This is a genomic window from Kitasatospora sp. NBC_00039, assembly GCF_045160625.1.
Lineage (GTDB): Bacteria > Actinomycetota > Actinomycetes > Streptomycetales > Streptomycetaceae > Kitasatospora.
Window position 1 is genome coordinate 1,982,954 of sequence record NZ_CP108289.1, and the last position, 15,101, is coordinate 1,998,054.

Below are 15,101 nucleotides of genomic sequence, written 5' to 3' on the forward strand. Positions count from 1 at the left end.
GGAGCCTAACGACGCCCGGCCGGGGCCGGGCCGTCGCGCGGGGGATGTTGGCAGGAACCTGCCGCCGGCCGGCCTCAGGTGACGTTGAGGCGGGCGGCGAGGCGCAGGAGGCCCGGGGAGAGGCGGCTGAGGAGACGGGCGGCCTTGGCCTCGGGAGTCACCGGGACGACGGGCTTGCCGGTGCGGACGGCGTGCAGGATCGCGGCGGCGACCTTCTCGGGCGGGAAACCGCGGCGGGCGTAGAGCCTGGCGGCACGGGCCTGCTTGGCGGCCTGCTGGGCGGCGCTGGTCGCGGAGAAGGTGGAGGTGCGGGTGATGTTGGTGTTGACGATGCCGGGGCAGATGGTGGAGACGCCGATGCCGTGGCCGGCCAGCTCGGCGCGCAGGCAGTCGGAGAGCATGAAGACGGCGGCCTTGCTGGTGGCGTAGGCGGTGAGAGCCTTGGACGGCAGGTAGGCGGCGGCCGAGGCGAGGTTGACGATGTGGCCGCCGGCGCCGCGGTCGGCCATCAGGGTGCCGAACGCGCGGCAGCCGTGGATGACACCCCAGAGGTTGACGTCCAGGACGCGCTGCCACTCCTCCTCGGTGGTCTGCAGGAACGTCCCGGAGTGGCCGATGCCCGCGTTGTTGACCACCACGTCGGGGACGCCGTGGTCCTCGGCGACCTGCTGGGCGAAGGCGTCCACGGCGGCGCCGTCGCTGACGTCCACCCGGTAGGCGTGGGCCGGCGGGCCGATCAGGGAGGCCAGTTCGGCGGTGCGGCGGGCCGCGTCCAGGTCGAGGTCGCAGACGACGACGCGGGCGCCGTCCTCGGCGAAGGCCAGCGCGGTGGCGCGGCCGATGCCGCTGCCGCCACCGGTGACCACCACCAGCCGGCCGAGACCGGCCCGGTCGGCCCTCTGCCCGGCGTCGACGGCGGAGGTGAACTCACGGACCATGCCGGCCACGGCGGATCCCTTCTCCAGCAGGGCGGACCAGTGGGTGGCGTGCAGCGAGCGGCGGGTCAGCCTGGGCACCCAGCGCTCCAGGCCCTCGGAGAGGAACTCGCCGACGTAGTGGTCCTTGGTCAGGGTGATCAGCTGGACCGGCACCTCGGTGGGCCGCTCGCGCGGGCTGCGCAGGGTGGGCCGCATGTTGGCGCGGTACAGCTCGATGCCGCGCACCGCGTCCCGCCGCAGGGTGGGCTGCGGGTGACCGGGCCGCGGGGTGACCTCCTCCAGGTCGCGCAGCACCCGGCCCCAGGAGCGGGCCAGGCCGAGCCGCCAGATGCCGGGGGCGAGGTAGGGCAGGTGGAAGGCGGTGATGTACCAGGAGTGGACGCCCTGGGAGAGCAGCTGCTTCAGGTGGCGCGGGGTGGGGCGGCGGTAGCGGTCGCGCAGCCAGTACCCCATGTGGTCGAGACAGGGCCCGGACATGGTGGTGTAGGAGGCGATCCGCTGCTCGGCGCCGGGCGAGGTGACGGCCTCCCAGGACTGCAGCGAGCCCCAGTCGTGGGCGACCACGTGGACCGGGCGGTCCGGGCTGACGGCGTCGGCGACCGCGAACAGGTCGGCGGCGAGCTGCTCCAGCCGGTACCCCTCGCGGGAGGCCGGGGCACCGGACTCCCCGGCGCCGCGCACGTCGTAGCGGACGACGTGGTGGTCACGGGCGAGGTCGGCGGCGACGTCGTCCCAGACCACGTGGGTGTCCGGGTAGCCGTGCACCAGCAGGACGGTGGGCGCGGCCGGGTCGCCGTCCTCGAAGACGGCGAGCGGCAGCCCGCCGGAGTGGACGGTCCGGCGGCGGGTGGTCGTCATCGGGTCGCCTCCTGGGCGGTCTCGGGCGCACCGGCCGCGGTCTCGGTCTGGGTCTCGGCCGGTGCGACGGTCCGGGCCGACGCGGTCCCGGAGGCGGCCGCCGTGCTCTCGCTCCCGGCCGCCGCCGTCCAGCGGCGGACGTGCGGCAGGTCGTCGTCGAGCCAGTACGCGTCGTCCTCGGTGACCACGAGCAGCTCCTCGAACTTGATGCCCACCTCGCGGAACCCGATGTGCGGCTCCACCGCCCACAGGCCCGGGGTCGGCGCGTGCCGGGACGCCCGGCCGTCCGCCCAGAGCGGCGAACGGCCGTGCAGGCGCTCACTGATCAGCTCACGGCCGAGCGTCTGGAGTGTACGCACCCCGAAGCCGAAGAGGTTGACCCCGGCCGGGCCGCGGGCGGTCGTCCGGGTCACCTGGTGGCCGATCACCCGGCCCGGGTAGACCTGGTGGCGGTTGTCGTAGCCGTGCGCGGCGATCTGCGCGTCCACCGCCGCGTACACCTCGTCGAGCGGCTTGCGGGCGCGGACCTCGGCGAGGATCAGCTCGCGGTAGACCCGCAGGTCGGCGGCGAGCCGGTCCCAGACCGGGTTCTCGCCGACCTTGCCGCCGTATCCGATGTCGGCGGTGTAGCCGTCCACGACGGGCGCGCAGTCCAGGACGTACGGCATGCCCTCCTCCAGCCGGCGGCCGCCGGCGAAGAACTGCAGCGGCGTGTGGAAGTGCCGGAACGCCGTCCGGTCGCCGAACCAGGCGAACGGGACGTGGAAGAAGTCCTGCACCCCGGCGGCGACCAGGCAGCGGCGCAGCTCGGCGGTGGCCTGCCGCTCGGTGACGCCCGGCTCGATCCAGGCGGCGACCTGTTCGGCACAGTGGTAGGCGAGTTGCTGGGTCTCCCGGAACCGGGCTAGGTCGTGCTCGGTGAACGGGAAGGCGGGCTGGGCCATCGGGGGCTCCTTAGACGTCGAGCACGAGGGTCTCGCCCTCGGCGGCCCGGGAGACGCAGGGCAGCAGGGCGCCGGCGGCGCGCTGCTCGGGGGTGAGACGGCGGTCGCGGTGGTGGGGGGTGCCGGACAGCAGCCGGACCTCGCAGGTGCCGCAGAACCCCTGGTGGCAGGAGTAGGGAAGGTCGGGCCGGGCCTCGCGGAGCACGTCCAGGGCGGACCGGTCGGCGGGGACGTCGAGCACCGGGCCGTCCGTGCCGAGGCGGAGGGTGAACGGCTCGCCGCCGGTGACCGGCGCGGCGCCGAACCGCTCGAAGTGCAGAGCGGCGGAGGGCGATCCGTCCAGTGCCCGCTGGACGGCGGCCAGCATCGGGGCCGGGCCGCAGCAGTAGACGGCGGCACCGCGCGGGGCGTACGCGAGCAGCTCGGCGCCGGTCGGCACGCCTCCGTGCACGTCGTCGGTACGCAGGTGCACCCGGTCGGGGTCGAGGGCGCGCAGCTCGTCCGCGTACGGGAGGGTGCCGGCGGTGCGGCCGACGTGGACGAGCTGCCAGTCCAGGCCGTGGCGCTGCGCCTCGCGAGCCATCGGGAGCAGCGGGGTGACGCCGATGCCGCCGGCCAGCAGCAGGACGGCGGGCTCGGCGCAGAAGGCGAAGCCGTTGCGCGGGCGGCGGGCGGTGAGGCGGGTGCCGGGGTGCAGGGTGTCGTGGATCTCCACCGAGCCGCCGCCGCCCTCGGGCAGCCGGCGGACGGCGATCCGGTAGGCGGTGCGGTCGGCGGGGTCCCCGCAGAGGGAGTAGTGGCGCTCGCGGCCGGAGGGGAGCGCCAGCCGCAGGTGCGCTCCGGGCTGCCAGGCGGGGAGCGGGCCGCCGGAGGGGTCGGCGAGGCTCAACTCGACGGCGTCGGCGGCGACCTGGCGGCGGGCGGTGACGACCAGCTGCAGCGGCGGGGTGGGGCGGCGGGGCGGGCGGCGGGGGCTGCGGCGCAGCAGCGGCGAGCCGAGCGCGGGGCCGTAGCGGTCGCCGAAGGCGGTGAGGCGCCGCATGAACCGGTCGGCGCGGGGGCGGCCGTAGAGGTCGGGGGGCGGGTTGTGCAGGTCCATCCGGCGGGTCCTTCGGTCCTTGGGGCCTTGGCGGCGGGAGGGCGGCGGCGACGGCTGCCGGTCGTCAGCCGGCGGCGGCCGCGCGGGCGGCCGGGGAGGTGGCGAGGTAGCCGAGCGCCTGGCTGGAGGAGCCCTCCTGGGTCGGGTGGTAGCCGGGCCGCAGGTAACGCAGGCCGGAGCGGACCGACTTGACCGGATCGGGCAGCAGCCCGCGCTTGGCGATCCGGCCGGCCTCGCGCCAGCTGGGCCGCAGCCGGCCGCCCAGGGTCGGGTCGGCGGCCAGCAGGAAGCGGGCGCCGCGCACCCAGAGGTGGACCAGCAGCGGGCCGGAGACCGCCATGCCGCGGATCCGCCGCAGGTAGCCCGGGTCGAGGTGGACCATCAGGTCGAAGGCGACGCTGCGGTGCTCGACCTCCTCCGCGCCGTGCCAGCGCAGCAGGTCCAGCATGGTCGGGTCGGCCTTGGCACGGTCCAGGCCCGGGGAGTTGAGCACCCAGTTGCCGAGGAATGCGGTGAAGTGCTCGATGGCCGCGACGAACGCGACCCGCTCGATGATGTTCTCGCGCCGCCGGGCGGGCGACAGTCCGGGCTTGTCGCCGAGCACGCGCCGGAACAGCCAGGAGACCTGCCGGACGTACGGGCGCGGGTCGAGGCCCTGGCCGATCAGGTGGTCCAGCACCTCCTGGTGCGCCTCGGCGTGGATCGCCTCCTGCCCGATGAAGCCGAGCACCTCCTCGCGCAGCTGCTCGTCCCTGATCAGCGGCAGCGCCTCCTTGAACACCTTGACGAACCAGCGCTCGCCCTCGGGGAGGAGGAGGTGGAGGACGTTGACGATGTGGGTGGCCATCGGCTCGTCCGGGATCCAGTGCAGCGGCAGCCCGGCCCAGTCGAAGCGGACGTCGCGGGGCTCCAGGACGAGGCTGTCGTGCACGCGGGGGGCGGGGGCGGCGACGGCGGGGACGGGGGTGGTGCTGGGCATGGGAGGGCCCTCCTGACCTGCGGGTGGCGGCTCGGCTCCAGAGCAACTTACCCATGGGTACAGCAGGCCACAATGGTTTCGGCCAACCTTATCGACAGCGCGTCTAATAAGCCCACGCCGACGACTCCCCCGACGCCTCGGACCGGGCCGCACACCCCTGCCACCGGACCTCCGGCGTCGAGGTCCGCGGCCGACTGCCGGGCGGCGGCCCGCCGGCTCCGTGCCCTCGTCGATCTGCCGACGTATCGACACCAAGCGGTCGCGACCCGCCACCCGGGCGGGAGCCGCGACCGTCCGCACCGTGCCACCACAGCCCGGTGCTGTCAGCACCTGCCGGGAAGGCCGGCCGACCCACCCCGAGTGCGGTCGGTGTGCCGCCGGCGCTGCGAATGGCCCGGGCAGTCCGATGGATGCAAGCCGTTCAGACGCGCACCTTGCCGGAGGCCTTGTGGGAAGCCCGCCGCCCCTTCTGCCGCGGCGAGGTCCGGCACGACTCGCGACTGCCGATGATCTGACGCACCAGCTGGTGCAGCGAGACCACCCCGGTGATCGGCGGCAGGCCGGCGACCACGAGGTCCGGCATCGTTCGCGACACGCCGACCGCGCACAGCCAGGTCGCGACACCGGCGAACAAGGTCACCACGATCCAGGAGTGCACGGCCCGACGACCGTCCAGGGCTGCCCGCAGCACCGACAGACAGCCCACGAGCCACGGGCCGATGACGACGACGGGCCACAGTCCCGACAGGCCGTGCGGAACCCTGGAGATGGCCAGACCCTGCAGCGGGTCGTAGGAGAGGGCCCAGCCCAGAAGGCACACGGCGGTGAACGTGGCCGCCGTCATCACCCCGAACAACGGGCCGATCAACCGTGCCCACGAGCCCCCGGGCGGCCTCGGCCGCCGCCGTGGCCCCGCGGGCGGCACGGCGGCGACGCCGGGCGCGGCCGGTGACGGCTCCTCGGTCGCGACGCGGGGCGGAGGAACGAACAGCCCGACCGACTCCCAGGTGTCCATGACTTCGAGGTCGGGGGCGAACCAGGGGCCGCCGGAGACCTCACCGTCGACGTGCCAACCGTGCTGCTCATAGGCCGCGGCCCGCTGGTAGTCCTCCGCGGATCCGTACCAGGTGGCGCCGTAACCGTGCGGGGCGTAGAACTCACCTGTCCGGTCATAGGTCACGGGACGCTCCGGACAGCCGACGCCTCGCGGGTCCGCCGGCTATCGCCCTCCCGCATCCGATCGGGGCCGTCATGCTCCGCCCTCCGCCCGCTGAGAACCGGACCGCGCGACGAAGTCGTCCTCCAGCTGACGGATCGTCCGCACGAACTCGGCCAGGATGCGCGAGCAGTTCTTCAGGACGACCCGCTCGCCGTTGCGGGACAGGTAGCCGATGCGCAGGTCACCCACGACGTTCGGCCGGTCGGGGACGAAGAGCCACATACCCAGCCTGCAGACGGGGTCACGTGCTGGTGGGACGGGTGGACGACACATTGCAGTCATGCCCCGTCAACGAGGCGCGGCCCGGCCGGAATGTACGACATTCGGGCGTCCTTCTATATTCAACGGGATATCGCTCAGGGAAGTTCCCCGGCTGCACGCCGCCGACTCCCCCCGCTTTCCACCAGCCCCTATCCCCGCCCGGCCGCCCCAGACCCAGGAATGGACCAGACCAAAGCACCGTGCCGCATTCATGGCAATGATGCTCGATGAAAATCCCCAGGCGCGCCGAGCCACTCCTCACTCCCCCACGCGACCATAGGCGCTGGTCAGAGGAGTGGCAGGATTCCGGCACACGCCTTGCCCCGTCGGCCCACAATCACGCTCCGCGAAATCCCCCAGCCCCACCGCCAGACTGCAAAAACCTTTCTGCAGGGCGGACTGTCCAGCATCGTGCTATATTTCCCGCCTCGTTGGAGACGCCATTGCTTCAGAGTCCGCATGGGCAGGAGAACGGATTGCAAGGGGGTTTGGATGCTCACCAAGGAGGAATTCGAGGAGGTTCGTGCACGTCGCGCACAGGGGTGGTCGATCTCGGCGATCGCCCGCCACCTGGGCCGCGACCGCAAGACCGTGCGCTCCTACCTCGACGGGGGGCGGATCGCGGGCGTGCGGAGCCGCCCGCAGGACGGCTTCACCCGGTTCTCGCCGTACTGTCGCCAGCGGCTGGCCGATGACCCGCACCTGTCGGCGAGCACGCTGTTCGAGGAGATCGTCGAGCTGGGCTATCCCGGCGGCTACTCGACCTTCACCCGCTCGCTGCGACAGCACCAACTGCGGCCGCGTTGCCCGCACTGCCGGCGCATCGCCCGCGATCACAGCACCGTCCCGCCCCGGCCGGCCAGCGAGGAGGTGCGCTTCGACTGGCTCACCCTGCCCGGCGCCCCGACCCACTGGGGCAACGGCGGCCGCGCCCACCTGCTGGTGGGCTCGCTCGCCCGCACGGGGCGCTGGCGCGCGGTCATGGCCGAGAACCAGGAGTTCCCGCAGGTCGTGGAGGCCATGGACCAGTTGCTGAGACGGCTGGGTGGCACCGGCACGCGATGGCGGTTCCACCGGACGCCCGCGGCCTGCTGTCCCGAGACCGGCCGGGTGACCCCGGCCTTCAACAAGGTCGCCAAGTACTACCACGTCGCGATCGCCTGCCCGCCCTGCTGGGAGGACCGCGACGGAGGACCGGACGAGGGCCTTCGCGCCACCACTCACCACTGGTGGCGCAACCTGCGCCACGAGACCCCTCTGCTGGCGGCAGAGGACCACCTCGACGAGCTCGCCGCGAGGATGGACCGTGTCCGGCCGGCCGACGGGGTACCGGACGAGGGACGCGCCGGCGCGAACGGCCTCCTGGACCTGCCGAGCGTCCCGTTCCCCGCGCGGATCTGCGTCACTCGTACAGTTACCGCTCACAACGTGGTCCCCTTCCGTGGCAACGTCTACGCGGTCCCGCCCGAACTGTCCGGCGCCACCGTGCAGGTCCGCTGGCGCCTGGACGAACCGCACCTGTCGATCTCCACGACGGGCGGAGCGGTGATCGCCCGGCACGCCCTCGCCCCGCGGGGGGCAGGCGTGGCCGTGACCGGACGCGGACACGCCGTCGTCCTGGAGCGCCCGCTCCCCTCCCGGGCCGCGCGCTGCCCCGCCAACACCCGCCGCCCGCCGTCGGCAGCGGCCCTCGCCGAGGCCGAGGCCGTGCGCACGGGCCGTCCGGGGTAGGGACGCCCTGACGTCCGACGCCGGCCGAACCTCGTGCCGCCGCCCCGGGATCCGGGCGGCTTGGGACGACCTCCGGCGGGCCGGACCGGCTCCATCCCGCCCGGCCCGAACACGCGGGTGACCTCGGACGGGCGGTCAGACGGCCATGGCCAGCATCAGCGGCGCCGCCCGGGCCGCCAACAGCTCGGCGGCCGCCTTCAGCCGGTGCACGTTGTCCACCGGCATCGAGGTGGCCAGGCAGCCCACCGTGCTGCCCGCCATCACCGGGACGGCCGCGCAGACCGTGCCGAGCGCGTACTCCTGGATGTCCAGCACCGGCACGGTGGCCGGCTGGCGCTCCAGCCGGTGCATCAGCTGGTCGGCGTCGGTGACGGTCCGCGAGGTCAGCCGGGCCACCGGGTGCCGGGACAGGTGGTCCCGGCGGGCGTCGTGGTCGAGCTGGCTCAGCAGGCACTTGCCGATCGCGCTCGCGTGCGCGGTGGCCCGGAAGTCCACCCACTCCTGCACCGCCGGCGCGTGGTCGGCGGCGGAGACCGCCTCCACCGACAACTCGCCGTCGTGGTAGCGGCTGAAGTACACGGCCGCACCCAACTCGTCGCGCAGGTCCGCGAGCTTGCGGTCGAGCCGGGCGCGTACCAGCTGCTCCCGGTTGCCCTGCCCGAGCAGCGCGAAGGTGCCGCCGAGCACCCAACCGCCGTCCTGGCACTGGAGATAGCCCTCGATCTCCAGGATCTCGGCGAGCCGGCGAACCGTCGGCAGGCCCAGGGACGTCTCCCTGGCGAGGGAGACCAGGGTGGCACCGCCGGGGTGCCGGTCGACGGCCTCCAGCAGTCTGAGCGCGTACTGCAAGGAGGTGAACGGACCGGGCATGCCCTGGTCCAGTGCGGCGTGACGACCCGGGGCTGGTGTCGACATGTCGTCCCCTTCCGATGTCCGCCCGCGGAGCGACCGGCGGGCGTCCTCCAGCCTAGCCACCTCGAGGCCCCGGCAGTTGCCGTCCGCGAATATTCGGTGAAGGTGCTGGACGACCGGGCGGCGGCGTGCTTCGGGCGGACCGGCGGACGCCTGCGGCACGCGCCGTACGCCGGGCCGGCGCACGACGGACGGGCCCCTCCCCCACTGCCCTGGGGGAGAGGCCCGGTCGCGACCGCCGGGGTGCGGGCCCCGGCGGCCGGTGAGGGTGGTCCGGCGGAACGTCAGCCCTCTTCGCCGGCGCGGAGCTTGGCGACGGCGGCCTCCAGGCGGGCGCCGTACTCCTCGTCGGCCGCGTGGAAGTGGGCGAGGTTCTTCTCGACGATGTCGTCGCGCGAGACCTGCGCCAGGAAGCCCGCGATGTTGTCGATCAGGCGGGTCTTCTCGCCGGCCGACATCAGCCGGTAGAGCTCACCGGCCTGGAAGAAGTCGTCGTCCTTGGTGTGCGCCGGCGTCGTGTAGGTGCCGGTGTAGCCGTCCAGACCGACCGGCGCGGCGAGCGCGTTGTCGGTCTGGGCGGGGCCGTCGTACGAGTTGGGCTCGTAGTTCTTGCCGCGGCCGGACTTGTTGACGGCGGAGAAGCCGTCACGGCCGTAGTTGTTCGCCTCGGTGGCCCGGGGGGCGTTGACGGCGAGCAGGGTGTGGTTGACGCCGAGGCGGTAGCGCTGGGCGTCGGCGTAGGCGAACAGGCGGCCCTGGAGCATCTTGTCCGGGGACGGGCCGATGCCGGGCACGAAGTTGTTCGGCGAGAACGCGGACTGCTCGACGTCGGCGAAGACGTTCTCGGGGTTGCGGTTCAGCACCAGGCGGCCGACCTTGACCAGCGGATAGTCGGCGTGCGGCCACACCTTGGTGAGGTCGAACGGGTTGAAGCGGTACTCCGCGGCCTCGGCGACCGGCATCAGCTGGACGTAGAGGGTCCAGGACGGGAAGACGCCGCGCTCGATGGCCTGGTGCAGGTCGCGCTGGTGCGAGTCGGCGTCGGCGCCGAGCACCTCGGCGGACTGGTCGCCGTCCAGCGAGCGGATGCCCTGGTTGGTCTTGAAGTGGTACTTCACCCAGAAGGCGTCGCCCTGCTCGTTGACCCACTGGTAGGTGTGCGAGCCGTAGCCGTTCATGTGGCGGTACGAGGCCGGGATGCCGCGGTCGCCGAAGAGCCAGGTGATCTGGTGGGTGGAGGCCGGCGAGTGGGCCCAGAAGTCCCAGACGTTGTCGGCTTCCTGGACGCCGGTGTACGGGTCGCGCTTCTGCGAGTGGATGAAGTCGGGGAACTTCAGCGGGTCCTTGATGAAGAAGACCGGGGTGTTGTTGCCGACGAGGTCGTAGTTGCCCTCCTCGGTGTAGAACTTCAGCGCGAAGCCGCGCGGGTCGCGGACGGCGTCGCTGGAGCCCAGGTTGCCGGCCACGGTGGAGAAGCGCAGGAACAGCTCGGTGCGCTTGCCCACCTCGGAGAGGAACGCGGCCTTGGTGTACTGCGAGACCTCGTCGGTCACCTCGAAGTAGCCGTACGCGCCGGAGCCGCGGGCGTGCACGACGCGCTCCGGGATGCGCTCGCGGTTGAACCGGGCGAGCTTCTCCAGGAGCTGCTGGTCCTGGATGAGCAGCGGGCCGTACTCGCCGGCCGACGCCGAGTTCTGGTTGTCGGCGATGGGCGCGCCGGACTCCGTGGTCAGGATCTTGGACATGGAGGGTCCTTCAGGTGTCGATAAAGGCGTTGCGTGGAGAGTGAGGTGACTGGACCTCAGGTGACGAATGCTCGGATCCGGGGTGCCGCTTCGGCCCGGACCGCTCAGATGCCGAGCAGGCGCCAGACGGCGGAGCGGCGGCGGGACGAGTGCTCGCCGTCCGGGCCGTCGGTCGGCCGGAGCGCGGCGACGGCGGCGGCGGCCGCGCTCCGGTCCGCCAGCGGGCGGGCGGCGGCCAGTTCGGCGGCCTCGTCGGCGCTCAGACCGGCGTCGGTGAGCGCCGCGGAGGCCTCGGCGGCCGGGACGGCGTTGAACCAGCGCAGCGCGAGGGCGGCGCGGCCGGCCTCGGTGAGACGGCCGGTGAGGCGCAGCCGGGCGAGGCCGCCGTCCGGGTGGACGTTGATCCGGACGTGCGTGACCGGGCGGCCCACGTCGAGCCGGAAGCGGTGCCGGGTGTCGGGCTGGAGGCGGGTGCGGGGCAGGATCTCGAACCAGCCGTCCGCGTCGTTCGAGGGTGCCGCGGCTTCGGACGGGTTTCCGCCCGCCGAGGCGTCGTAGCCGGCCAGGTCGGCCCAGCCGGGGGCGTTGGCGACGAAGTGGGTGGTGTCCACCTCGGCTGCCAGGACCTCGCCGCCCCCGGCCAGGGCGATCTGTACCCAGTCGTTGGCCTTGTCGCGCCGACGCCGGGTCTCCCAGCCCTCGCCCATGACGGAGGCGCGACCGGGAGCGTTCAGGTTGTGCGGGGAGGAGAAGTAGCGGTCGGACGCCGCCTCGGCCACGCCGCCGTATTCCTGGGCGGCCAGGTCGAAGGTGAGGCCGTCCAGTTCGCGCGGGTCGGGCAGGACCTCGCCGTGCACGCGGAGCCGGGCGACGCCGCCGTCCGGGAAGATGTTGAGGCGTACGTGGGTGAAGCGGGTGGCGTTGTCGACGGCGAACTCGTGCGCGGTGTCGCCCCGGAGCGGGGTGCGCGGCAGGAGCTCGGCCCACTCGGCGCCGGCCAGCTCCTCCGGCGACGGGTGCCCGGGGACGGCCGCGGCCTCGACCGAGGCGCTCTCCGGGTAGTTGCCGGTGAAGTGGGCGGTGTCGACGACCAGCCCGCGGATGACGCCGCCGACGCCGAGCCGCACGATCGTCCAGTCGTGGTCGTCGTCGGTGGGGTGCGGCTGGTCGGCGCTGACGCCGCGGCGGCGCTTGGACTCCCAGCCGTCCATGATCTGGCCCTTGTGGCCGAAGGTGTGCGCGCGGAACTCGGCGGGCTTGGCGACCAGCAGGTTCTCCGCGTCGGCGAAGGTGTCCTCGTTGGTGGCGACGACGCCGGCGCCGAGCAGCCGGGAGGCCAGGTTGACCAGCTCGGTGAACGGAGCGCTCGGGGGGTTGGCAGTGCTCACTGAGACTCCTCGTGGCGAATGACCGGGCGGGTGATCTGGCGGCCGAACGGCTCGGCCGTGACGTCGACGACCCGGCCGCGGAGCCAGGTGGTGCGCACGGCGCCGGTCAGCGTCCGGCCCGCGTACGGGGTGACGGGGTTGCGGTGGTGAAGTTCGGCGGCGTGCACCGCGAAGTCGGCGTCCGGGTCGAAGGCGACCAGGTCGGCGTCGTGACCGACGGCGATGGCGCCCTTGGTGCCGGTGAGGCCGACCAGGCTCGCCGGCCCTCCGGCCATCCAGCGGACGACGTCGACGAGCGTGTGGCCGCGGCGGCGGGCCTCGGTCCAGATCGCCGGCAGGCCGAGCTGCAGGGAGGCGATGCCGCCCCAGGCCGCGGCGAAGTCCCCGCTGCCGCCGAACTCGGGCAGCAGCTTGAGGTCCGGGGTGGACGGCGAGTGGTCGGAGACGATCGCGATGAACTCGCCGTCGGCCAGGGCCGCCCAGAGCGCGTCGCGGTTGGACTCGTCCCGGATCGGCGGGCAGCACTTGAAGGCGGTGTCGCCGTCCGGGATCTCCTCGGCCGCGAGGGTGAGGTAGTGCGGACAGGTCTCGGCGGTCACCTGCACGCCGTCCTCGCGGGCCCGGCGCAGCAGCGGCAGCACGGCGGCGGAGGAGACGTGCAGGATGTGGACGCGGGCGCCGGTGCGGCGGGCCGTGTCCAGCAGCCGGGCGACGGCGGTGGTCTCCGCGTCGTCGGGGCGCGAGGCGAGGAAGTCCCGGTAGTGGACGCCGGGCTGCTGCGGGGCGGCGGCGAGGACCGCCGGGTCCTCGGCGTGGATGATCGCCAGCGCGCCGATCCGGGCCTGCTCGGCCAGCGCGGCCTCCAGGTCGGCCTGCTCGACGTGCGGGAACTCGTCGACGCCGGACGGCGCGAGGAAGCTCTTGAAGCCGAACACACCGGCGCGGTGCAGCGGTTCGAGGTCGGGGACGTTGCCGGGGACGGCGCCGCCCCAGAAGCCGAGGTCGATCCAGGCCTGGCCGTCGGCGATCTTCCGCTTGGCCTCCAGGCCCTCCACCGTGGTGGTGGGCGGGATGGAGTTGAGCGGCATGTCGATGACGGTGGTGACGCCGCCGGCAGCGGCGGCCCGGGTCGCGGTGGCGAAACCCTCCCACTCGGTCCGGCCGGGCTCGTTGACGTGCACGTGGGTGTCGACCAGGCCGGGGAGCAGGGCGGTGTCGCCGAGGTCGGTCAGATGCTGGTCGCCGGCCAGGAGGGACCCGTGCGCGGCGATCTGCTCGATCCGCCCGTCCCGGATCAGCACGTCCGCGGGACGCTCGCCGTCCGGCAGGACCACCCGGCGGGAGCGGATCACCACGGTGTCGCTGAAGGGCATGGGGGACCTCCGAAAACCTGAGGGGAGTGGTCTGAAGAAGGAAGGGGGCTTCGTCGAAGGATTGCCGGGAGCCTAGGGCCGCCTTCAACAAAACGTCAATGGAGGAACGCACGAGAGGCGGGCGGGTCGTTCATCCGCCCAGGAGCGCGGCCGCGAGCCGCTCCCCCGCGACCTCGGCCAGCTCCGCGGCCTTGGTCATGCTGTCCCCGGGCTGTTCGGCCAGGTCGGTGAGGGCGTAGGCGGCGGCGAACCCGGCGGCCCGCCACTCGCTCTCCGACAGTTCCAGCCGCCCTGCCACGGCGGCCACCCGAACCCCCGCCCGGGCGGCCGCCGCGGCGACTCCGGCGGGCGCCTTGCCATGGAGCGTCTGTGCGTCCAGGCAGCCCTCACCGGTCACGACGAGGCGTGCCCCACGCACGGCCTCGTCGAAACCCAGCAGTTCGAGCATGAGCTCGATGCCGGGTCGCATGGTGGCGCCGAGCAGGGCGAGGGCGGCGAAGCCCACCCCGCCCGCGGCCCCGGCGCCGGGGGCGTCACGGAAGTCCCGTCCGACGGCCTCGCCGACCACGTCGGCGAAGCGGGACAGGCCTTCCTCGAGGATCACCAGGTCGTCGCCGTCGGCTCCCTTCTGCGGGCCGTACACGGCGGTCGCGCCGCGCGGGCCGAGCAGCGGGTTGTCCACGTCGCAGGCGACCACGACCTCGGCCCCGGTCAGCGAGTCCGCCAGCGGGCCGAGGTCGAGCCGGGCCAGCCTGCGCAGCGCGGCCCCGCCCGGCGGCAGCTCGGTGCCGTCGGCGTCCAGCAGCGAGACGCCGAGCGCCTGGACCATGCCCGCGCCGCCGTCGGTGCAGGCGCTGCCGCCGAGACCGAGCACGATCCGCTTGGCGCCCAGCGAGACCGCCCTGCCGATCAGCTGGCCGACCCCGTAGGAGCCGGCCGCGAGCGGGGCGGTCCGGCCGCCGGGGAGCCGGGCCAGCCCGGAGGACTGCGCCAGCTCGACCACGGCGGTGTCGCCCCTGACGGCGAGCGCGGCGTCCACCGGCAGGCCGGTGGGGCCGGCCACCTTGGCCGGGATCCGGGTGAACCCGGCCGCCAGCGCGGCGGCCAGGGTGCCCTCACCGCCGTCGGCGACGGGCAGTTCACGGATGTCGGTGCCGGGCGCGGCCCGTCGGATGCCGGCGGCGATCCGGGCGGCGACCTCGGCACCCTCCAGGGTGCCCTTGAACTTGTCGGGAGCTACGACCACATGGCCCTGGGCGGGGGTGGCGGGCATGGCGTGGGCCTCACTTCCGGACGGGTCTGGCGATGGTTCGTCAAGCATGTGCCCCGGGGTCCGCCGAGGGACCCCTGTGGACCGCTGTGCCCCGGGTGGGTGGGTGCGGCCCCCTCCCCGCCGTTCCCCTCGTCCCGCTTCCGACGTACGAGAGGCTCCCCTCGGCGAGGGAGGGGGCCGGGCGACGCACAACAGGCACGACCGAAGTGCCCCCGACAGGGAGTGTGCGTCACCGGTCTGGACGATCGGCAGGAGGCGGATGAGCCCCAGCCCACCTGCCGATCGGGCCTGGCCTCCTGGTGGCGCGGGCACGACCGGTTAGGTACACGCCACCAGGAGGAGTCTCTGGGGCCGGGGCGGGTGTCACCGCCCCGGCGTGGT

The 15,101-nt window shown here is 73.7% G+C and carries 12 protein-coding genes; 1 reads left to right on the forward strand and 11 read right to left on the reverse strand.

Annotated features, from left to right (window positions below):
* Nucleotides 1-74: 74 nt before the first annotated feature.
* From OG286_RS08925 to OG286_RS08950, 6 genes are all read right to left on the reverse strand, one after another.
* Nucleotides 75-1,796, reverse strand: coding sequence for an SDR family oxidoreductase (locus tag OG286_RS08925; protein WP_396319965.1), 1,722 nt, complete (start codon nucleotides 1,794-1,796; stop codon nucleotides 75-77).
* Nucleotides 1,793-2,740 carry a M24 family metallopeptidase gene (locus OG286_RS08930; RefSeq protein WP_405362389.1) on the reverse strand — a complete coding sequence of 316 codons (948 nt, stop codon included), beginning with the start codon at nucleotides 2,738-2,740 and terminating at the stop codon, nucleotides 1,793-1,795. Before OG286_RS08930 ends, OG286_RS08925 begins: the two co-directional genes overlap by 4 nt.
* A gap of 10 nt (nucleotides 2,741-2,750) precedes the next feature.
* Nucleotides 2,751-3,839: a PDR/VanB family oxidoreductase gene (locus OG286_RS08935; RefSeq protein ID WP_405364993.1), complete on the reverse strand. Its 1,089-nt coding sequence runs from the start codon at nucleotides 3,837-3,839 to the stop codon at nucleotides 2,751-2,753.
* Nucleotides 3,840-3,903: 64 nt separating this feature from the next.
* Nucleotides 3,904-4,818, reverse strand: coding sequence for a metal-dependent hydrolase (locus OG286_RS08940; RefSeq protein WP_405364995.1), 915 nt, complete (start codon nucleotides 4,816-4,818; stop codon nucleotides 3,904-3,906).
* Nucleotides 4,819-5,239: 421 nt separating this feature from the next.
* Entirely contained in the window at nucleotides 5,240-5,998 is a 759-nt protein-coding gene (locus OG286_RS08945) for a DUF2637 domain-containing protein (RefSeq protein WP_405362383.1), read from the reverse strand.
* A 69-nt stretch (nucleotides 5,999-6,067) separates the two neighbouring features.
* Complete coding sequence (locus OG286_RS08950) at nucleotides 6,068-6,259, reverse strand: hypothetical protein (RefSeq protein ID WP_396319960.1); 192 nt, start codon at nucleotides 6,257-6,259, stop codon at nucleotides 6,068-6,070.
* A 531-nt stretch (nucleotides 6,260-6,790) separates the two neighbouring features.
* On the opposite strand from OG286_RS08950, the gene OG286_RS08955 reads away from it, so the two are divergent.
* Nucleotides 6,791-8,029, forward strand: a complete 1,239-nt coding sequence (locus OG286_RS08955) for a Mu transposase domain-containing protein (RefSeq protein WP_405362381.1) — start codon at nucleotides 6,791-6,793, stop codon at nucleotides 8,027-8,029.
* A 135-nt stretch (nucleotides 8,030-8,164) separates the two neighbouring features.
* Here the strand turns inward: OG286_RS08955 and OG286_RS08960 are convergent, their stop codons facing one another.
* The 5 genes from OG286_RS08960 to OG286_RS08980 form a co-directional block, all read right to left on the reverse strand.
* Nucleotides 8,165-8,944 carry an IclR family transcriptional regulator gene (locus tag OG286_RS08960; protein WP_396319958.1) on the reverse strand — a complete coding sequence of 260 codons (780 nt, stop codon included), beginning with the start codon at nucleotides 8,942-8,944 and terminating at the stop codon, nucleotides 8,165-8,167.
* Nucleotides 8,945-9,225: 281 nt separating this feature from the next.
* A complete protein-coding gene (locus tag OG286_RS08965) occupies nucleotides 9,226-10,686 on the reverse strand; it encodes a catalase (RefSeq protein ID WP_396319957.1) in 1,461 nt (486 codons plus the stop codon).
* Nucleotides 10,687-10,790: 104 nt separating this feature from the next.
* Nucleotides 10,791-12,074, reverse strand: coding sequence for an allantoicase (gene alc, locus OG286_RS08970; protein WP_396319956.1), 1,284 nt, complete (start codon nucleotides 12,072-12,074; stop codon nucleotides 10,791-10,793).
* Complete coding sequence (gene allB / locus OG286_RS08975) at nucleotides 12,071-13,447, reverse strand: allantoinase AllB (RefSeq protein ID WP_396319955.1); 1,377 nt, start codon at nucleotides 13,445-13,447, stop codon at nucleotides 12,071-12,073. The genes alc and allB overlap by 4 nt, the downstream gene beginning before the upstream one ends.
* A 130-nt stretch (nucleotides 13,448-13,577) precedes the next feature.
* The gene (locus OG286_RS08980) at nucleotides 13,578-14,720 is read right to left on the reverse strand and encodes a glycerate kinase (RefSeq protein ID WP_405362376.1); all 1,143 of its coding nucleotides are present in this window, start codon (nucleotides 14,718-14,720) and stop codon (nucleotides 13,578-13,580) included.
* Nucleotides 14,721-15,101: the final 381 nt, after the last annotated feature.